Origin of the sequence: Kitasatospora sp. NPDC058190 (assembly GCF_042883685.1) — a bacterium.
In the GTDB taxonomy this organism is placed as follows: Bacteria; Actinomycetota; Actinomycetes; order Streptomycetales; family Streptomycetaceae; genus Kitasatospora.
This window is the reverse complement of sequence record NZ_JBHVVI010000038.1, coordinates 16,162-34,801: the sequence shown is the minus strand read 5'-3', so window position 1 is coordinate 34,801 and position 18,640 is coordinate 16,162. Positions and strand designations below refer to the sequence as shown.

Sequence of the window (18,640 nt, the reverse complement as noted above, 5' to 3'; positions counted from 1 at the left end):
TCCGCTCCGTCCGTGCGTGTAGCCGCACTGGGGGTGGGCAAACGCGCGGCATGGACGACCAGCAGGCGGAGTGCCGGGCCGGGATGATGGCCGGACGCCCCCTGCCGTCCCGATCGGAGCGTGCCATGCCGCGGCCAACCGAGGAACCCCATCCGGACGGGGGCGCAGCGGCCGGCGGTCTGGGTGTCGCCGTGGCGGACGAATGGGTGGTGCGGATCGTCACCGTGGCGGGCGAGCTGGACCACGACAGGGCGGACGGATTGCGCACCGCGCTCGGCCGGTTCGGGAAAGAAGGCACCGAGCGGATCATGGTAGGTCTCGCGGAGCTGCGGTTCTGAGACCCGACGGGACTGAACCTCCTCGGCACGCCCGCCTGGACGCCGAGACGGCCGGGATCCGGTCGGAACTCGCGGGTCTGCGACCGATCGTGGCCCGGCTGTTCGCGATCACCGGTGGTCGACAGCGTCCTGCGGAGCCACCCCGATCTCGGATCGGCGCTGAAGCCGTTGGGCCCGGCACCGGACTCCGGGGCGACGTTCCTCCAGCCGCCGGCTGTGGTCCTTCGTCCGAGTCGGAATTGAGGAGGCCGGTCATGCGCCGCTCCGGAGACGGCCCGCTGCCGGGCCCCGCCCGGACGTCGGGGGCCGGACAGACCAGACGGCTCGCGCTCAGCGGCAGCGAGCGCCCCGTGCAGCGCAGCCGTGAGTTCAGCCGGCAGGCCCTGGAACGCTGGCATTGGCTGCCCGCCGTGGACGACCATCAGCAGGCCGTCACCGAGGACGTCCTGCTGATGGTCTCGGAACTGGTCACCAACGCCTGCCTGCACGCCCCCGGAGGCCCCCGCGAGCTGCGGCTGAACTGGAACGGCACTCGACTGCGGGTGGAAGTCTCGGATTCCAGCCCCGTGCCGCCACAGCTGCGCCCGCACACCGACCCGGCCCGGCCGGGCGGGCACGGCCTGCATGTGGTGGACTGGCTCGCCCGCGCCTGGGGCTCGCTGCCAGAGGGGGACGGGAAGCTGGTCTGGCTGGAGGTTCCGTCCCCACTGGACAGTCCCGTCCGCCGGGACTGACGGCCGGCCGCGTCACTGCTGTCCGGGGTGCGGCTCCGGAGGCGGCGCCGGATCGGGATCCGGGTACGGCTCCGGAGACGGGAACGGAGGAATGGGCGGCGGTGCCGGTTTGGGTTCGCCCGGCCGCGGTGCGGGATTGGGGTGCGGGATCGGCCCGGTGTCCGGGTCGGGGGGTGTCGGAATCGTCATGGTGGCACCTTCCATCGGAGGTGCGGAGAGCACGCTCAGCGACCGAGCACATTCGCCGGATCGCACTTGTTCATCTTTGAACGGCCTTTGATATTGCGCTACTTGGCCTCGTTGTACAGCTGGTCGCGGGTCGGTCCCCGGGCGCCCTGGTGCGAGCGCTGTCCGCCGCGCCGACCAGACATCCTTCATCGACGTGCGGCTCGCGATCTTTGACTCGCCGTACCGGGCATGTTCTCCTCCACCGCCGCCGGGCGGCGATCTCCTTGGCCCGCTTCCCGCTCTCCCTGGTGGAGCGCGCTCTGCTTGATGTCGTACTGGCGCTCCCGCTCGGGGCTGGATCCCACTGCTGCTCGCTTCTCCCGCGGGCGTCGTTGCACGGGCGCGTGTACCCGGCGAAAGCTCATGAATCACCCGAAATATGATTCATGTATCGGATGACGGGTAAAACGCCCGATGGAGCGGTTGCTCTCGATCGGCCGCTTCGGCATCCATCGGGTGCCACCGGGACCGCCGCTCGAAGAAGCCGGGCACAGGTCCCAGGGGGAAGAAGCCGGCGGATGACGCCGGGCGTTCACCCGAGCCCAGGAGAAGCAAGTGTCCACCCCCCCGCTCGAAACCGCCGGCTGTGCCGAGCGCACGGTCGGCCCGCCCTTCGGCCTCCCGTCCGATCTCCCGCCGCGCCTCACCGAGGCCGAGCTGCGGACGATGAGCAAGGCCGAGGCGCGCGAACTCAGCGACACGCTGTTCGAGCGCCTGCACGGCCTCGCCCGCGAGACCCACGCCTACAGCTACGTCCGCAGCACGATCATCGAACTCAACATGCCGCTGGTCCGCTTCATCGCGGCCCGCTTCCGGCACCGCGCCGAGGACATGGACGACATCCTCCAGGTCGGTACGATCGGCCTGATCAAGGCCGTCGACGGCTACGACCCGGACCGCGGGGTCGAGTTCGTCACCTACGCCATCCCCACCATCACCGGTGAGATCAAGCGCTTCTTCCGCGACACCTCGTGGCCCGTCCGCGTCCCGCGCAGCATGCAGGAGCTCTACCTGACGGTGGCCCGCGGCTCCGACCGGTTGGAACAGGAACTCGCCCGTCTCCCAGACCCCGAGGAGATCGCCGAGGACCTCCACATCACCGTCGAGCAGGCCACCGAGGGACTGGTCGCCGGCCGCGTCTACCGGCCGGGCTCCCTGGACGCGCTGCGCGACCAGGACACCGATGGGACCGGCACCGCGATGCTCGACCGCCTCGGCGGCTGCGATCCCGGCATTGAGCTGGCCGACTTCCGCACCGCCGTCCGCCCGCTGCTGGCGGAACTGCCGGAGCGCGAGCAGACCGTGCTCAAGCTCCGCTTCTGGGACGGCTGGACGCAATCGGAGATCGCCGCGCGGATCGGTGTCTCCCAGATGCACGTCTCCCGCCTGCTCAGCGCCACTCTGGCCCGGCTGCGCATGCGACTGGAGGATCGCGAGGCCCGCGGCTGGAACGACGACGGTCCAGAGGGATCGGGCTGACACGCGTGCGCCGCCCCTCGGACTGCGGCTCTGCCAGACCGGACCGCAGTCCGAGGGCGCAGCGTGCAGCAGGACGCGGCAGGACGGCGCGCAACCGGTTCCACTGCGACAGGGGCGCCTCGGCGACTGCTGTGCGGACGAGAACCTGCGTGGGAACTCGTCGACGTCGGCGTCCCGTTTTCCGCCCCGCAGCGGCCGACCCCGCGCTCGACGATCTCGTGCGCTGGGTCGGCCGCTGCGCCCGCTGTACTGCTGTGCGGGGCAAGGTCGAGGCGGAGGGATTGGTCGACCGGGCCGCTACCAGTAGTGCCGTCGTCCGGCGATTCCGTGGCCCACCGCGCCGAGGAGCCAGAGGATCAGGCCGAGAACAACCAGAATGATGCCGATGGTCCACAGCACCGAGATGCCGGTGACGAATCCGATGATGAGGAGGATCACTCCAACGACGATCACGATGGCCTCCGAAGGTTCAGATCTGTTGTGCGAATGCCCGCAGATTCGGGTGGTGTGCTCAACTGCTCGGCAAGGACCCGGCGATCAGGAGCAGCACGACCACGACGGGCACGATGATTTGTGATGAGGGTCCCTGTCGATATCGGGTCCTCCTTGGTCCTTCCGTCTTACCGGCAACCGACGTATCGAAACGTCCTCGCGCCTGCGCGGGCCGCAGCGCGCGACCGGTAAGTCGTCCACGACCGCTCGGAGATGAACAAGAAGCAGCTCGTCAACTCTGGAGGATCTTGCACACCGTCGTGCCTGCGGGTTGGGTGTCGTGAGGACGAGGGGCTCGCCCAGGGCCGGTGTGGCGCGGCGGGCGGTGCGTGGAGGGCGTGGCTTCACGCGGTGCGCAGTGTTCGTGGCCGACGAGGCGGCCTGGCCCGCCCGTCAACCATTCGTCCCCGATCGATCTGTGTCGACGGTTACATGGGTTGCTTTTCGTGTTTACGGCTTCGTGAATCGGCGGTCATAAACTGGTGTCATGGACGATGGCTCCCCGACGGCGCGGCAGTGGACCTTCTTGACCAACCACGCCCGCGTGCTGGTCCAGATCGCGCGTGATCCCGGCATCAGGGTGCGTGACATCGCGGCGTGCTGCCTGCTGACCGAGCGGGCCGTCCAACGGATCATCGTCGACCTCGAAGAAGCCGGCTATCTGACCCACGAACGCACCGGGCGAAGCAATCACTACCACGTCCAGGCCTCCAAGCAACTGCGCCACCCGGCCGACGCCGGCCCGAGTCTCGCCGAACTCCTGTCCGTTCTCCTGCGCCGAGTCACCTGACCACGCGCCCTGATGTGGCGCGCTGCGCGTGCGAATCAGGGGCGGTGACTGTCCGGGGTGGTCCCGCAGCACGTCGTGGTCCGTGAGGCCCACGGCCGTTCACGGGCGTGAATGCCATACGGCGTCCGGTGCGCCGCGCGCCTACCCAGCCCGGCGGTCAAAACCGCTGAGATCGCTGCTGGCGCCGCCCGCGCTCGGAAGGTGGAGGGCTGAGGACGACAGCCTGGAAGGCGCCGACCTGAGCCGGACTGCGAGGTGTCCGAGCAGGGCGGTGAGCCGGTCGGCGGCTTGGGCCGGCTCTCGGTCGATTCGGTGCCCGCCTTCGGCGAGGACGGCGCCGACGGGGCTGAGGGTTGCTCCGCGTGGTCCGCGCCGGTCGTGTCCCCGGGCCCGTCCGGGTCGTGGAAGGAGACGTCGACGTGCTGTTCGGGGCGCCGTTCCTCCTGCCGGGCGACGGACGTCAGGACCTTCTCGTCGGCATCCGTGAGCGGTGGTTGCAGCAGGCTGCGCGGCCAGAGCCGACGGGCGAGCACGGCGTTGGTCTCGGCCGCGTACACGGTGACCTGCGCGGCCAGGTAGAGCCAGGCCAGCAGGCCGATCACGGTCGCGAAGAAACCGTAGACCTGGCTCGCGTGCCGCAGTTCGTGGGTTACCAGGAGCGAGCCGCAGGCCTGGAGGACGGTGAACAGCGGGCCGGCGACCGCGCATCCGGGCCACAGGGCCCGGGTGGCGACATCGCGCGGCGTGAGGGAACGCTGGACGCATCGTGGCCGACGCCTTGGCGGACCTGACGGTGCACAGCGACATCCCACGGCGTCCGGGTGCTGGAACGCACCGCGACCGTGGTCCGGGTGGACCGGCGGCTGGTCGGCGTGGCCGGTACGAAGGGCTTCGGCGGCGGCTTCGCCGGCGGCGGCGAGTTCGGCGAGCCCGAGATGAAGGCCTTCATCCGGCACCACCCGGCGGTGTGCGGACGGTCTGCGGAGCGCGCTGGAACGGCTGGCGGCCGAGGGCTGCGACATAAGGATCGCGCTGACACACTTCGCCCCGTCCCGGACACGCTGGCCAGGGAGCCGCCCGAGATCTACCCGTTCCCCGGCAGCTACCTCCTCGCCGAGGCGATCGACGAGGCCGGGGCCGATCTGGTCGTGCACGGCCACGCGCCCTTCGGTGCGGAGCACGGCCTCACCGCGTGCGGCGTGCGCGTGCGCAAAATGGCCCAGCCGGTCATCGGCCGCGCATTCGCGGCTTACCGGCTGCACGGACCGGACAAGCGGTCCGGCAGCGGAAGGCGTTAGGGGCGGACCGGTCCGGGTACGCGCGAGACGGCGGGGGCGACCGAACCGGAACGGAAAGGACTCCACCATGTTGCTGCTAGGACTCCTGCTGATGGCGGCATCCGGGGCCTTCGTCGGGCTGCTGATCGCGGACAACCTCGCCGGCGGGCCCGAGTACCAGGTGACGATCCTGGGCAACCACCTGGTGACGCTCAACACCCTGGGCGTCTTCCTGTCCGGTGTGGCACTCGCGCTGATCTTCTGCCTGGGCGTGGCCCTGATTTCGCTGGCCCGGCGGGCCCGGCTCGTGGGCACGCGACCGGCCTACCGCGAGGCCGGAACCGTGCCGCCGCCGGTGTCCGCACGACCCGCCGCGCCGGAGGCCAGGGAGACGTCGCCAAAGGAGGAACGAGCCGCCCAACAAGGCGACCGGACCGTCGGAGCACCGGTCCAGCCCCCGCGGAGCGGCCGGATCCGGCACCTGTTCGGACACTGACGGCGCCACGTGCGGGCCGTAGGACGATCATGAACACCCAGGAGGGGAGGGAGGCGCAAACACATGACCGGGGCCCAGAGCTCCTTCGTGCAGCCGCCCCCGCTCGGCCCCGGGCGTGTTGGCTGCCACTCTCGGCCGGGCCCGGAGCCGTCGTCGAGGCTCGCACGTTCGCAGCGGATTTCCTGGTCGAGGTGGCGGACCCGTTCGTGGTCGCCGACGCGGTCCTGCTGGTCTCCGAACTCGTCGGTAACGCCCTCCGCCACGCCGGCCAGCCCGCGGCGCTGCTTCTCCTCCAGCCCCGGCCTCCTGCGGATTGAGGTCAGCGGCTCCAGTCCGCGCGCCCTGCTGCCGAGGCCGCCGCGGGGCCCGGATGAACCGGGTGGCCTCGGCCTGTTCCTGCTGAGCCGGCTCGCCTTCCAGTGGGGCTGGCGCCGGCTGGGGCCGGGCAAGACGGTCTGGTGCGACGTACGGCTGCCCGCCAGCTGAGCGGCGCTTCCGGCAGGCGCGCCACGCACTCCAACCTCATGGAGTGGACGAACGCGTGCGGCAGGTTGCCCCGTTGCTGGCACTGCTCGATGTTGTACTCCTCTGACAACAGCCCCGCCAACCCGCACCGCCCCAGGACGGCCTCCCCGAACCTGGTCGCGAGCGCGGCCGGCGGCGGTCCGCCGCCAGCCGTCATCGCCCTGTCCCTCGGCCTGACCGCCGCTCTGCGCGAGGCCGCCAAGATGCTGGAGGCCGCCGACGACACAGCCGACAAAGGATGAGAGCCACTCGACCGAAGGGGGCTCGCGTCCTTCGTGTCGCCGAACATCCCGGACGCCACGAAGACGTCCGGGATTTCTGCTCTACGTGCGCACCACGCGAATTCAGCAAAAGAAACCGGAGGAATCAACTTGGGCGAGTACTTCCAGCCCTTGGACGAGGACGGCCAGCACTTCCAGACGCCCGTGTACCGGATGGACGACCGGTTGGTGATCCCGGCCGCCTCCGTCACCGCCATGCTGCGCGGCATCGCCGCGATGTGGCAGACCTGGCGACGCAACGGCGCGCCCCTGGACCTGGAGACCACCGCGACGCTCTGCACCGCCCTGGACACCTTCGTCGACCAGCTGGAGGCCGAGTGCATCGCGGCCGCCGGCATGCCCCCACAGGACACGCCGGACGGGCCGACCCCCTCGGACCGGTGACCCCCCGACGAGTCGAACGAGTCGAACGCTTAGGCTCCCACGGGAGCCGAAGCGGCCCGGCGACTGGCCGACGAACTGCTCGCCCATCACCTGCCCTGTCGGCGCCACCTGGGCCAGCGAAGCACTTGGTGTTGGCGGTCCCGGCCCCGCTGGAGCGGACAGCCCGGGCGTCCGTCTGTATCTGCGCCTCAGCCAGGTGCAGCCGGGGGAGGCGCGTGGCACGCTCCGGCTCCGGACCGGGTTCAGTCCGGGGGCTCCGGCGGCCCCGGGGGCGTGGGTGGCTCGGGCGCAGGGATGGCGGTGACGTCGGGGTCTGGCGGCACGGGAACGGTGCCCACGGTCTGGCCGCCTATCGGTCGAGTGCGTGTTCGAGTTCCTTCTTGTTCATCTTCGAGCGGCCGTGGATGTTGCGCTTCTTGGCTTCGTTGTAGAGCTGCTCCTTGGTGGGGCCCTGGGAGCCGCTGTGGGAGCGCTGCCCGCCGCGCTTGGAGGAGGAGATGTCCTTGACCGAGCTGCGGCTGGCGGTCTTCGACTCCCCGTGCCGGGCCCGTTCCTTGTTCACCGTGCGGGCGGCGATCTCCTTGGCACGCTTCTCGCTCTCACCGCGCTCCAGCGCGCTGTCCTTGATGTGCTCGTACTGCCGTTCCCGCTTCGGGCTCGATCCGCGAGGCATGGTCATCACTCCTGTCGCTGTGATCGTGGGGCGCGTGTGCCCCGCATCCGTGAAACGAACCAGGCCGAGGCCGCGGGCAAACCCGCCCTCACCCGTCCGGTTGCCCGCCGCATTCCGACCGCGAGGACGCCGAGTCCGTGGGCGGCCGGCTGCTGGAGACTGCGGGCACAGGCCCGATCGGCCGGCATCTGCACCATCGTGGTGCGCATCCGGCAGCCGGAGGCCAGCAGCTCGCAGCGCAGCGCCTCGTTGAAGCCCTGGATGGCGTTGCTTGGCGCCGCTGTAGGCGCTCTGCAACGGGATGCCGCGGTAGGCGATCGCGGAGCCCGCCTGCACGACCACGCCGCGGTTGCGCGGGAGCATGCGGCGCAGTGCTGCCTGGGTGACGTAGACGTAGCCGAGGTAGCTGACCTCGGTGGCGCGCCGGAACTCCTCGGGGGTGATCTCGGTGAACGGGGCGAAGACGGAGGTGAAGGCGTCATTGACCCACACGTCGATCGGCCCGACCTCGCCCTCGACCCGCTGGGCGGCGGCCTCCACCGCGTCCGGTCGGCGGCGTCCGCCTGGATGGCGATCACTTTGGCGGCGTCGGCCTGCTCCGTGTCGTGCTCCGTCGCGTCGAGGCCGGCGCGGCCGCGGGCGATCATCGTGAGGTTCTCCTCGCGGGCGGCGAACGCCACCGCGCAGGTGCGTCCGATGCCGCCGCTGGCCCCGGTGACCAACACGGTCCGGGCAGCGGGTTCGTTAAGTGTCATACGGTGCGGGTTTCCCCGGGGAGCGGTGGCAAACGGGGCCGATCGGGCCTGCAGCAGGCGCTGTTTCGTCGGCGAGATCCCTGGGACGTGCAGGCCGCGACCCAGGCCAAGGTTCCCTGTATCGCGGTGCTCTCCGGCGGCTTCGGCGAGCGGGCGCTGCGCGCAGCCGGTGCCCTCGAGGTTCACACGACGGTGGCCGAGCTTCTCGCCGGCCTGGACGGCAGTGCGCTCGCCGACCCGGCCCGCTACGCGTCCGGCCCCGGACAGTCGCAGCAGCGTGGACGACGAGCCCGGCGGCAGGCACGGCACCGTCGAGTTCTACGGCCTGCGGCAGGCCGAGACCGACCACCGCCAGGCCAAGCGGCGCTTCACCGAGGCGGCTCGCCGCGCCCGGCACGGATTCCGCATGTCGGCGCAGGCACCGGCATCGTCACCGACGTCCTGCTCGCCGTGGGTGCCGCGCCGGTTCGCGCCGTCGAGCGTCGGGCGCGATGTGCGTCGCTCTGCTGACACGCCTGGCCGGTCTGGGCGCCGATCGGGGCGCCCGGCTCACACCGCTGACCCAGGGCACGCATCCGCGACGTCGCCCGTCCAATCCGCCGTCGTCGGCTTCGCGCAGCGCCTGGGCGGCACCCGGTCAACGTGCACCACGTCGACGGCTTTCTCGCGGTTGCTGCTCCAGCACACCTTCACCCCGCCCGCCACCTTCTTGCCCTCCCCGCCGCCGTCAGGGAAGGCTCCCACCAGGTCCGCGTCCGGGGTCATGGTGACGAACCCGTCCCCGATCCGGCCGGCCAGCTCGGCCGCCTTCGGACCGAAGTCGGAGACGAGGATCGGCAGGGGCTCATCGGGTGCGGTGGAGGGGCGGGCGATGTCGACGGTGTAGTGCCGTCCGCGATCCCAGTCGATGCGCGACGGCTCCGCGCCGTCGGGCACCGACTGTTTGGTCTCGGCGGGGAAACCGGGCCAGGTCAGCGATGGGCACGCTCAGGAGCGCCATGCTGGCCCGTCCGCGCAGCGCGATGAACACCTCGCCGCCGTTATGTGGCTCGATGTGGAACATCGCCGTCCCTCACAGGCCCGCGCAGCTCGGCCGCCAGCATCTCGCAGGACACGACCACTCACACCCCGCCGCTGTGCCGTGCGCGGCAGGGCCGATCGGGTGAGGCCACTGTGGGCTCGGCAGGCGCCGTGCGCCAGGCCGGGATATCTCTGGGCTGGGCGGGATGGACCCGACCCGGCAGGACGAGAGGCGGATGTGCGATGGGGCACGGCCGGAACGTGATCGACGAGCTGATGACCGACCACCGCGAGGTCGAGGAGATGTTCGCCCGTATCCAGGCGATGACCGCAGGCGGCCAGCAGCTGCGTGACATGGTGGACGAGGTCACCATCGAGCTGGTGCGGCACTCGGTCGCCGAGGAGCAGTACCTGTACCCGGCGGTGCGCGAGCACATCCAGGGCGGTGACCGGCTTGCTGACAAGGAGATCGCCGACCACGGCCGGGTCGAGAAGATCCTCAAGCAGCTGGAGAAGACGGACATCGACGACGCGCAGATGAGCCCGCTTCTGCAGCGGCTCATGGACGAGGTCGCCGCCCACGTCCAGGACGAGGAGAACAAGCTCTTCCCCATGCTGCGCCAGGCCTGCACCCCGCAGCAGCTGGACGACCTCGGCGACAAGATCCGTCGCGCCAAGTCCATGGCCCCCACCCGCCCGCACCCCTCCGCGCCCAGCACTCCGACGGCCAGCAAGCTCCTCGCCCCGGGCGTCGGCCTGGTCGACCGGGCTCGCGACTTCGTCACCGGCCGCGGCAAGTCCTGAACCTCCTCGCCGAGCAGTATCAGGCATGACCGCGGTCCTGCCTGATACTGCTCGGCCACAGACCGCGCGGACCGATCGGAGGTCCGCCCGGACCAGGCGTGACGCCGGTCATGTCGACCCCTGCCAGGCCCGGCCTACACTGGTCGCCTACGAAGCGGTGGCAGTGTCGCCCCCGCGCACCAGCTCGCGCACCCGATCACCGGGCAGGCGAGCACGCTTCCGAGGGACCGACTGCCGTGCCCGCCGATCTGACACCCGTCATAGCCGCCTGCACCCGCTGGCTCTTGGCCGCCTACCCGCCGCCCGCAGGCGCGGTCAACTACGCCCTGGCCGAGGCCCAGGCCCGCCAGGCCGCCACCCTCGCCGCCCACCTGCGCCACCCCACCGCCCTGGACGTGCAACTGCTCCACCTCCTCGGCCCGGGCGGCACCGGCCGGCTCGACTGGCTCACCGCGGCCGAATCCGGTGACACCGATGGCATGGCGTGGCGTACCTGGGTCGACGAGACCGTGGTCAGCTGGGCGGCGTGCCTCCTGGCCGACCCCTCCCTGAGCGGTCGCGCCCGCCAGGCGCTCGAGCGCACCGAGCACCGCGACGAGGCCGACGGCCTTCGCCGCCTGATCGTCCCCGGCCCCCGCGACAGCGAAGCCGCCGCCCTGCTGCGCCATCCCGACCTCCTCGAAGGCATCGCCGACCTCCACCGGGACACACTCCTCGCGCTCCTGGACGCCGACAGCGCCGCGCTGCCCTGACACACCTGCCGTCCGTGATACGCCATCCACTGGCCGGGTCTGCCGCGCCCTGGTTCGCCGCCGGACCCAGGTACGGCTCCGGCTCGGCGGCTGCCTCAGAGCTCGCGGAAAATCCAGGCGGGTGCCGCTGGTCGGTGGCATCAGGTGGTGTCGGCGCCCCCCTCAGGTGTCGCCGGACAGCAGACGACAGGTGTGGGTCAGGGCGAGGAGCCGGGCGACGCGCGGCACGGCGGTGTCGGTACGGACCGCTAGGCCCGGCGCGCTGTGGCGGGTCCTCTGGCAGGCGTGGATCAGCGCGGCCAGGCCGGTGCAGTCACAGAACGCCACCTCGGACAGGTCGACCTCAACCCCGGCCGGGAAGCCACGGGCGGTGCGTACGAGCGTGTGGGTCAGTTCGGCGGCCACGCTCACGTCGATCTCCCCTGCCAGGTGGACCGTGGCGTGCCCGCCGGGCCGCGGCTCGCAGCGGACCGTGAGCTGGCCCGCGGCCAGCGACATGCCGCCCGCGGCCGCGGGCGTGCGGCGCTGTCGATTCGCTCGCTGATGTCGTCGCATCACAGGGCCCTCCCACCATTAGTTGAGGAAGGTCACCCCATCGTCGTCCCGCGACACCGGCCCGCGCAACACCCGACCACGACATGCCGTCGCCGACCGCCGCGGCGTTCGCCGCCCGTTCCCGGCCAGAGGCTCGGGAGCGGGCCCCCACGCCCTGAGGCGTCAGGCGCGGGCGGATCGCCCCAGCCGCACTCACCGAAGTGGCGGCACGGCGCCGCTCCTCCAGTTCCCGCCCAGCTGCACCGAGCCGTTCGTCTCGGGAGCGGCTGCGGCTGCGCCGCAGTCGTCGTGGTGTCATGCCACACAACATGCCGCCCTGATGGTCTGCCAGCGGGCGACACGGCCGGGCGGTAACGCGGCGCCTTGGTCACCGGGTGCGGGCCAGCGTGGTGGCTGCTTCCAATAGAAGGGCGTGGACGAAGGCCTGGGGCAGGTTGCCGCGCAGCTGGCGCTGGGCGACGTCGAACTCCTCGGCGTACAGGCCGGGCGGTCCGCAGGCGGCGCGGTTGCGTTCGAACCAGCGCACCGCCTCGGCTTGGTTGCCCTGCTGGTGGTGGGCGAGGGCGACCAGGAATCCGCACAGCAGGAACGCGCCTTCGGCGTCTTCCAGGGGGCGGCGGTCGTGGCGGAAGCGGTAGCAGTAGTGGTCCTGGGCGAGGTCGGTCAGGACGGCGTCCAGGGTGGCGCGGCTGCGCGGGTCGTCGGCGGGCAGGGCGCCGCGCACGGTGGGCAGCAGCAGCGACGCGTCCACCCCCGGATCGGTGGGTGAGCGCTGCCAGCGGCCGCTGGGGTGCAGGCAGTCGGCGGCGGTGTCGGCGATGAGGCGGTCGGCGAGCGCCTCCCAGCGGGCCGCGAGGCCCCGGCCCTGTGCGGGGTGGGCGATGGCGATGGCGCGCAGCCCGGCCGCGCAGGTCAGCCGGCTGTGCGCCCACCGGTCCGGATGGAGTTCCCAGATCCCGGCGTCCTCATCGCCATGGCGGGCGGTGATCGCGTCGGCGGCGATCTGGGCGGCGCGCCACCCGTCGACATCCAGCAGGTCGTGGCGGGCGGCCGCGGCGAGCAGCAGCAGGCTCTCGCCGAACACGTCGAGCTGGAACTGGCGGTTGACTCGGTTGCCGACCACGTCGAAGCCGCCCGGGTAACCGGGAAGGTCCAGCCTCCGCGGGTCGGGAACCGGGCCGCCCGCGACTGTGTAGGCGGGGGCGAGGTCGGGGCCGTGGTCGAGGAGGCGGGCGGTGACGAACCGCAGCGAGTCCACGAGCAACGGGCACAGGCCGTTCGCGGCGGCGGCCTGGCCGATGTAGGCCTGATCGCGGATCCACACGTACCGGTAGTCGTAGTTGCGGCCCTGCTCCGCCCGCTCCGGCAGGCTGGTGGTGGCCGCGGCGACCGTCCCGCCGCCAGGGCCGGTCAGGCCCGTGAGGACCGCGTAGGCGTGCCGGGCGTCGCGCTGCCCCAGCACGCCGTGCAGGCCGGGGACGCGCGCGGCCCACTCGGCCTCGGTGGACCGCCACAGCCCTCCGGCAGGCTCGGGGCTCGGCAGCGGCCGGTCGGAGACCTCCAGCACCAGGTCGCGAGACCTGCCGGCCTCCACACGCACACCGCTGCGCAACAGCGAGCCGCAGGCCCGGGCGTCAGGGCAACCCCGCAGGCGCACGTGCAGATCGCCGGCCCGCGCCGTCCAGTAGCCGGCCTCGTCGCGCCTGATCTTCCGCAGCGGGTGCGCGCCGAAGCCCGCGGCGAGGTTCAGCTGTACGTCGAGGTCGGCGTCGCCGTCGACGGCCATGAGCCTGCGCAGCACCACTGCCCGGTGCGCGTCCCCGGGGTAGGCGAGGGCCTCGCGGCACTCGACGATGCCGCCGGTGGTGGTCCACCGGCTGCGCCAGATCAGGCTGCCCGGTTCGTAGTAGCCGCCCCACACGTACGACTGGGTGGGGGTGACGGTGTACCAGCCGTCACCGCCGATCAGGGCGGCGAAGACGGCGTCGCTGTCCCAGCCGGGTACGCACATCCACGCGATGTCGCCCCGTGGTCCCACCAGGGCTCCGCGCTGGCCGTCGGCGAGCAGCGCGTAGTCGCGCAGGACATGGGGAGCGGGCGGGCCTGCGGTGGGGGCGGTCAACGGCTCATCTCCCTCGAAGGCGGCGGACGGTCGGTGGGAGGCATGGAATTGGTTTCGGGTGGGCACACGCCGGGTGGTCAAGGAGGTGACGGAGATGACCGGGATCAGGGTGGTCAAGCGTCCCGCCCCGCAGCGCCCGCGGCCTCCGCTCGACCTGCGGACCCCCTCGGGGCGTCCGTTGCCGTACTGAGCGAGCCCGTTCCAGGACACGCCGGTCCGCGTCAGCGCGGGGCACGGTATCGCTCGGCAACGTTGCCGCGCAGGCTCAGCCCGAGGCCGGGTCGGCCTTCCTGTCCCGGGCGCAGGATGCCTCCGTCGGGGCTGAGGGCGCCGTCGAACAGCAGGTGCTCGATGCGGACGTGGTCGTGGAACCATTCCAGGTGGCGCAGGTTCGGCACCGCGGTGGCGGCATGGGCGTGGACGTGCGGGGCGCAGTGCCCCGACAGCTGGAGATTGTGGGCCTGGGCGAGGGCGGCGGCGCGCAGCCACACGGTGATGCCGCCGCAGCGGGTGGCGTCGGCCTGCAGGCAGTCCACGACCGGGGCCAAGCGGGCGAAGTAGGGCAGGTCGTAGCCGTACTCGCCGGCCGCGACGTCGGTGCTGACCGCGTCGCGGACGAGGGCGAGACCGGCCAGGTCGTCGGATGAGACGGGCTCCTCGAACCAGCTCACCCCGCACCCGGCGAGCGAGCGTGCGAGGCGGACTGCCTGCTTACGGGTGTAGGCCCCGTTGGCGTCCACGTAGAGATCGGCGTCGTCGCCGATCAGCTGTCGGGCCTGCTCGGTACGCTCCAGGTCCCGCCGTTCCCGGGCGCCCCACCCCTCACCGATTTTGATCTTGAAGCGGGTGAGACCCTGCCCGGCCCAGCCCCGCAGCTGGTCGGCCAGCTGGCGGTGGTCGTAGGTGGTGAAACCGCCGCTGCCGTAGACGGGCACCTCGCGTCGGGCGGCGCCGAGCAGGTCGACCAGCGGCATGTCGAGGAGGCGGGCCTTGAGGTCCCACAGGGCGATGTCGACGGCGGAGATGGCGGCGGCGACCAGGCCGGGGCGGCCGGTGTTGCGCACGGCGCGGCTCATCGCTTCGTTGGCGGCCGGGATGTCGAAGACCGGACGGCCGACGACGAGATCGCGCAGCTGACCGGTGATCACCTGGGCGGTGGCGGGAGCGCCGTAGGTCCAGCCCAGGCCGGCGGTGTCCCCACTGCGGGCGTGGACCAGCACCATGGTGGTCGATTCCCAGGCGAGGGTGCCGTCGGCCTCCGGGGCGTCGGTGGGGAATTCGAGGACCTGCGCGCGCAGGTCCTCGACGGTCGCGGCGGCATCGGTGGTCATGACGCGTCGTCGGCTACGTGTTGGGCCGCCGTGCGGGCGAACTGCAGGAAGTCGGCCGCCGCCAGGGCGGCGAGTGTGGCGGTGACGAGTCTGGTGGCGCGCGGCGCGAAGATCGACCCGGCGGTGCAGGCAGTGGCGACCCACAGGCCGGTGCAGAACGGGCAGGTCACCAGCTCGCCGACCGCTTTGCGGGCGCCGGTGCCGCGCACGTCCTCCGCCAGTTCGGCCGGCCCGGTGGTGCCTTCGAAACGGGTGAACGGTGCGCGCAGCGGGCTGGTGACCGGATCCTTGGCGATCAGACGGGACAGCTGGTGCGTGGCCAGCGCGGTGAGCGTGACGTCCCACGGGGTCGGATCGGGCAGTGCACGGCCGGTGGCCCGGGCGGCAGCGGCGACGCCGGCGGTGGCGGTGGCGTAGACGCCCATGAGACCGGCGTAGGAGGCGAGGGGGCGGTCGTCATCGCCGCTGTAGGTGCGGGCCTCGCGATGCAGCCGCTGGTGCAGGGATCTCATCATGTCGCCCTCCGGGTGTGGCGGCGGTGGCGAGCCGCAAGCACTCCTCCCGCGGCCAGGCCGGCCAAGGCGCCGGCGACGCCTGCGCTCAGCAGGCGGGCTGCTGCAGGATGAGGCTGCGGGCGGGGAACCGTCTGTTCGGGGTGGTCGTCGGGCAGCTCTCCGTCCAGGGCCAGGGCGAGGGCTTCGGCCAGATGCAGGGCCTGGCGTCCGGTGTCGGCCTGGTCGATCTGGGTGCGGCAGCTGAAGCCGTCGGCCAGGACGAGGGCGTCGGAGGCGGTGTCGCGCACTGCGGGCAGGACGCCCTGTTCGGCGATGGCCTGGGAGAGGTCGTAGTGTCCTTGTTCGAAGCCGAAGTTCCCGGCCAGGCCGCAGCAGCCCTCGTCGAGCACGGTGGCGTCGACGCCGGCGCGGCGCATCAGTTCGCGGTCCGCATCGGTGCCGAGGACGGCGTGCTGGTGGCAGTGCGTCTGCACGGTCGCCGCCCTGCCGGCTTGCGGGGGATGCCAGCCGTCCGGGGCGTGGTGGACGAGGTGTTCGGCGAAGGTGCGCATCTGCGCGGCCAGGCGCTGAATGTCCTGGTCGCCGGCCAGCAGGTCGGGGGCGTCGTCGCGGAAGACCGCGGTGCACGAGGGTTCGAGGCCGACGATCGGCGTGCCGGCTTCCAGCCACGGTCGCAGGATCCGGGTGGTGCGTTTCAGGACGCGGCGGGCGGTGACGAGCTGGCCGGTGGAGATCCAGGTCAGGCCGCAGCACACCGGCCCGTCAGGGACGGCGACCTGGAAGCCGGCGTCCTCCAGTACCCGGACGGCCGCCTGGGCGATGTGCGGGTGGAAGTTGTTGGTGAAGGTGTCCGGCCACAGCAGTACCGCGCGTGGATCCCGTGGATCCGGCTGCGGCCTGCCCGAGCGGCGCCAGTCCTGCTGGAACGACCGGTCGGCGAACGGCGGTGCGGTGCGGCGCGGGTCGACGCCAGCGAGCATCTTCCCGATACGCCCCAGGCCGGGGGCCTGTAGGGCGGCATTCGCCAGGCCCGGCGCCGTGCGCGCCAGCCGTGCCCACAGGGGAAGCCAGCCCATCGCGTAGTGAGCGGCCGGGCGCAGCCGGCCCCCGTAGTGGTGGGCGAGGAATTCGGCCTTGTACGCGGCCATGTCGACGCCGACCGGACAGTCGGACTTGCAGCCCTTGCAGGCCAGGCACAGGTCGAGGGCGTCGCGGACCTCGGGGGAGCGCCACCCGGCGGTGACCGGGGAGTCGTCGTGGCCGCCGAGCATCTCGAACAGCAGCCTGGCCCGGCCGCGGGTGGAGTGTTCCTCCTCCCCGGTGGCGCGGTAGGAGGGACACATCACTCCGCCCCGGTGGGTGCGGCAGTTGCCGATGCCCACACAGCGCAGCACCGCCTGGGAGAAGTCGTGCCGGTCGTCGGCGAACGCGAAGTGCGTCTGCCGGGGTGCGGGGCGCCAGTCGGGGCCCAGGCGCAGATCGTCGTCGACGCGGTGGGGGTGGACGACCTTGCCGGGGTTCATCCGGTTGCCCGGGTCGAACAGCGCCTTGACCTCGCCCATCGCCTCGACCAGCTGGGGGGTGAACATGCGGGGCAGCAGTTCGCCGCGGGCCTGCCCGTCGCCGTGCTCGCCCGACAACGAGCCGCCGTAGGAGGCGACCAGGTCGGCCGCGTCGAACAGGAACGCCCTGAACGCCTCGATGCCCTTGCCCTCGCGCAGGGCGAACGGGATACGGGTGTGCACGCAGCCCTGCCCGAAGTGCCCGTACAGGGAAGCCTGCTGGTAGCCGTAGCGGTCGAAGAGCCGCTCCAGATCGCGCAGGTAGACGCCCAGCTTCTCCGGAGCCACCGCGGAGTCCTCCCAGCCCTCCCACGTCTCGGACCCGTCGGGCGGCCGTGCGGTCACCCCCAGGCCCGCCTCGCGGGCCTTGAGCATCTCGTGCTCGCGCGGGGGATCGTCGGACAGCGCCACCGACGCATCGTCCTCGTCCCGGCCGATCGCGCGCAGCAGCTCGTACGCCTGGGCGTCCGCCTGCTCCTTCGTGTCGCCGGTGAACTGCACCATCAGCCAGCTGTCGCCCGCGGGCAGGCGTTCCAGGGAGTCCAGGTAGGCGTGCTCCTCGCGCATCAGCTGCGCCATGCGCCCATCGATGGCCTCCAGCTGTGTGGGGCTGCTGTGGTCGAGCAGGGTGGGGACGGCGTCGGCGGCGGCGTAGATGTCGTCGAAGCCGAGGACGAGAAGCGCCTCGGCGGCGGGCACGTCGACCAGTTCCAGTTCGGCGTGCAGGAAGGTCACCAGGGTGCCTTCGCTGCCGACGAGGGCGCGGGCCACGTCGAAGCCGTTCTCGGGCAGCAGAGCGTCGAGGTTGTAGCCGGAGACGCGGCGCGGGATCTTGGGATAGCCGCGGCGGATCTCCGCCAGGTGACGGGCGGTGAGGTCGCGCAGTCCCTGGTACAGGCGTGCCTGTGGTCCGCCTGTGGCGACGATCCGTGCGTACTCCTCCCCGGTCGTGGGACCGGCCCAGAACCGGGCGCCCTCGTAGGTGAGGACCTCCAGGCGGCGGACGTTGTCGGCGGTCTTGCCGTAGGCCTGGGCGGAGGCGCCGCAGCTGTTGTTGCCGATCATCCCGCCCAACGCGCAGTGGCTGTGCGTGGAGGGCTTCGGCCCGAACGTGAGGCCGTGGGGGGCGAGCTGGCGGTTGAGCTCGTCGAGGACGATGCCCGGTTCGACCACGCAGGTCCGTGCCTGCGGGTCGACCGAGACCAGCCGGTTGCAGTACTTGGTCCAGTCGATGACCACCGCGGTGTTGGTGCACTGCCCGCCCAGGCTGGTGCCCCCGCCGCGCGAGAGCACCGGGGCGGCGAACCGGGAGCACACGGTGACCGCGACGGCTCCGGCCTCCACCGTGCGGGGCACGACCACACCGAGCGGGACCTGGCGATAGTTCGAGCCGTCGGTCGCGTACGCGCCGCGGCTGCCCGCGTCGAACCGGACCTCGCCGTCCACCTCCGCGCGCAGCGCGCGCTCCAGTACGGCGAGGTTCACCTCCAGACCGGCGAGGTCTCCCTTCCGACGGTCGGGCATCGC

At 71.9% G+C, this 18,640-nt stretch carries 19 protein-coding genes and 3 pseudogenes; 11 read left to right on the top strand and 11 right to left on the bottom strand.

All coding sequences use genetic code 11. The features are described 5' to 3' along the window. Positions 1 to 50 precede the first annotated feature (50 nt). Positions 51 to 338 (top strand): hypothetical protein, encoded by a 288-nt coding sequence (locus tag ACFVWU_RS19145; protein ID WP_387622107.1) that lies wholly within the window; start codon positions 51 to 53, stop codon positions 336 to 338. Positions 339 to 592: 254 nt separating this feature from the next. Continuing rightward, entirely contained in the window at positions 593 to 1,072 is a 480-nt protein-coding gene (locus tag ACFVWU_RS19140) for an ATP-binding protein (protein WP_387622104.1), read from the top strand. A 224-nt stretch (positions 1,073 to 1,296) separates the two neighbouring features. Here the strand turns inward: ACFVWU_RS19140 and ACFVWU_RS19135 are convergent. Further along, a pseudogene (locus ACFVWU_RS19135) lies at positions 1,297 to 1,665 on the bottom strand (plasmid stabilization protein). A gap of 190 nt (positions 1,666 to 1,855) precedes the next feature. Between ACFVWU_RS19135 and ACFVWU_RS19130 the strand changes: the two are divergent. Further along, on the top strand, positions 1,856 to 2,779 hold the full coding sequence (locus ACFVWU_RS19130; protein ID WP_387622102.1) for a SigB/SigF/SigG family RNA polymerase sigma factor: 924 nt from the start codon (positions 1,856 to 1,858) through the stop codon (positions 2,777 to 2,779). 297 nt (positions 2,780 to 3,076) lie between these two features. On the opposite strand, the gene ACFVWU_RS19125 is transcribed toward ACFVWU_RS19130, so the two are convergent. Beyond that, positions 3,077 to 3,232, bottom strand: coding sequence for a DUF6131 family protein (locus ACFVWU_RS19125; RefSeq protein ID WP_387622099.1), 156 nt, complete (start codon positions 3,230 to 3,232; stop codon positions 3,077 to 3,079). 526 nt (positions 3,233 to 3,758) lie between these two features. Between ACFVWU_RS19125 and ACFVWU_RS19120 the strand changes: the two genes are divergently transcribed. Further along, positions 3,759 to 4,061, top strand: a complete 303-nt coding sequence (locus ACFVWU_RS19120; protein ID WP_387622098.1) for a helix-turn-helix transcriptional regulator — start codon at positions 3,759 to 3,761, stop codon at positions 4,059 to 4,061. Between the two features lie 35 nt (positions 4,062 to 4,096). Here ACFVWU_RS19120 and ACFVWU_RS19115 read toward each other — a convergent pair whose 3' ends face one another. Further along, a complete protein-coding gene (locus ACFVWU_RS19115) occupies positions 4,097 to 4,873 on the bottom strand; it encodes a YihY/virulence factor BrkB family protein (RefSeq protein WP_387622095.1) in 777 nt (258 codons plus the stop codon). On the opposite strand from ACFVWU_RS19115, the pseudogene ACFVWU_RS19110 reads away from it, so the two are divergent. The 5 genes and pseudogenes from ACFVWU_RS19110 to ACFVWU_RS19090 form a co-directional block, all read left to right on the top strand. Beyond that, a pseudogene (locus ACFVWU_RS19110) lies at positions 4,874 to 5,359 on the top strand (metallophosphoesterase); the annotation flags it as partial. Between the two features lie 67 nt (positions 5,360 to 5,426). Then, entirely contained in the window at positions 5,427 to 5,834 is a 408-nt protein-coding gene (locus ACFVWU_RS19105; RefSeq protein WP_387622092.1) for a hypothetical protein, read from the top strand. Between the two features lie 191 nt (positions 5,835 to 6,025). Further along, a complete protein-coding gene (locus tag ACFVWU_RS19100; protein ID WP_387622089.1) occupies positions 6,026 to 6,151 on the top strand; it encodes a hypothetical protein in 126 nt (41 codons plus the stop codon). 258 nt (positions 6,152 to 6,409) lie between these two features. Continuing rightward, the gene (locus ACFVWU_RS19095) at positions 6,410 to 6,601 is read left to right on the top strand and encodes a hypothetical protein (protein WP_387622086.1); all 192 of its coding nucleotides are present in this window, start codon (positions 6,410 to 6,412) and stop codon (positions 6,599 to 6,601) included. Between the two features lie 129 nt (positions 6,602 to 6,730). After that, complete coding sequence (locus ACFVWU_RS19090) at positions 6,731 to 7,024, top strand: hypothetical protein (protein WP_387622083.1); 294 nt, start codon at positions 6,731 to 6,733, stop codon at positions 7,022 to 7,024. Positions 7,025 to 7,373: 349 nt separating this feature from the next. Here ACFVWU_RS19090 and ACFVWU_RS19085 read toward each other — a convergent pair whose 3' ends face one another. The 3 genes and pseudogenes from ACFVWU_RS19085 to ACFVWU_RS19075 form a co-directional block, all read right to left on the bottom strand. After that, positions 7,374 to 7,697: a plasmid stabilization protein gene (locus ACFVWU_RS19085; protein ID WP_387622190.1), complete on the bottom strand. Its 324-nt coding sequence runs from the start codon at positions 7,695 to 7,697 to the stop codon at positions 7,374 to 7,376. Positions 7,698 to 7,988: 291 nt separating this feature from the next. After that, a pseudogene (locus ACFVWU_RS19080) lies at positions 7,989 to 8,452 on the bottom strand (SDR family NAD(P)-dependent oxidoreductase); the annotation flags it as partial. Positions 8,453 to 9,001: 549 nt separating this feature from the next. Next, positions 9,002 to 9,388, bottom strand: coding sequence for a hypothetical protein (locus ACFVWU_RS19075; protein ID WP_387622080.1), 387 nt, complete (start codon positions 9,386 to 9,388; stop codon positions 9,002 to 9,004). Between the two features lie 327 nt (positions 9,389 to 9,715). Here ACFVWU_RS19075 and ACFVWU_RS19070 point away from each other — a divergent pair, with 327 nt between their 5' ends. Continuing rightward, on the top strand, positions 9,716 to 10,276 hold the full coding sequence (locus ACFVWU_RS19070; RefSeq protein WP_387622078.1) for a hemerythrin domain-containing protein: 561 nt from the start codon (positions 9,716 to 9,718) through the stop codon (positions 10,274 to 10,276). Between the two features lie 236 nt (positions 10,277 to 10,512). Continuing rightward, positions 10,513 to 11,028, top strand: coding sequence for a hypothetical protein (locus ACFVWU_RS19065; RefSeq protein WP_387622075.1), 516 nt, complete (start codon positions 10,513 to 10,515; stop codon positions 11,026 to 11,028). 162 nt (positions 11,029 to 11,190) lie between these two features. On the opposite strand, the gene ACFVWU_RS19060 is transcribed toward ACFVWU_RS19065, so the two are convergent. From ACFVWU_RS19060 to ACFVWU_RS19040, 5 genes are all read right to left on the bottom strand, one after another. Then, the gene (locus tag ACFVWU_RS19060; protein WP_387622072.1) at positions 11,191 to 11,583 is read right to left on the bottom strand and encodes an STAS domain-containing protein; all 393 of its coding nucleotides are present in this window, start codon (positions 11,581 to 11,583) and stop codon (positions 11,191 to 11,193) included. A 367-nt stretch (positions 11,584 to 11,950) separates the two neighbouring features. Then, positions 11,951 to 13,705 carry a glycoside hydrolase family 15 protein gene (locus tag ACFVWU_RS19055; RefSeq protein WP_387622069.1) on the bottom strand — a complete coding sequence of 585 codons (1,755 nt, stop codon included), beginning with the start codon at positions 13,703 to 13,705 and terminating at the stop codon, positions 11,951 to 11,953. Positions 13,706 to 13,926: 221 nt separating this feature from the next. Beyond that, positions 13,927 to 15,036, bottom strand: coding sequence for an enolase C-terminal domain-like protein (locus tag ACFVWU_RS19050; protein WP_387622067.1), 1,110 nt, complete (start codon positions 15,034 to 15,036; stop codon positions 13,927 to 13,929). After that, on the bottom strand, positions 15,033 to 15,551 hold the full coding sequence (locus ACFVWU_RS19045) for a DUF1360 domain-containing protein (protein WP_387622064.1): 519 nt from the start codon (positions 15,549 to 15,551) through the stop codon (positions 15,033 to 15,035). Before ACFVWU_RS19045 ends, ACFVWU_RS19050 begins: the two co-directional genes overlap by 4 nt. Further along, positions 15,548 to 18,637 carry an FAD-binding and (Fe-S)-binding domain-containing protein gene (locus ACFVWU_RS19040; RefSeq protein ID WP_387622061.1) on the bottom strand — a complete coding sequence of 1,030 codons (3,090 nt, stop codon included), beginning with the start codon at positions 18,635 to 18,637 and terminating at the stop codon, positions 15,548 to 15,550. Before ACFVWU_RS19040 ends, ACFVWU_RS19045 begins: the two co-directional genes overlap by 4 nt. Between the last annotated feature and the right edge of the window lie 3 nt (positions 18,638 to 18,640).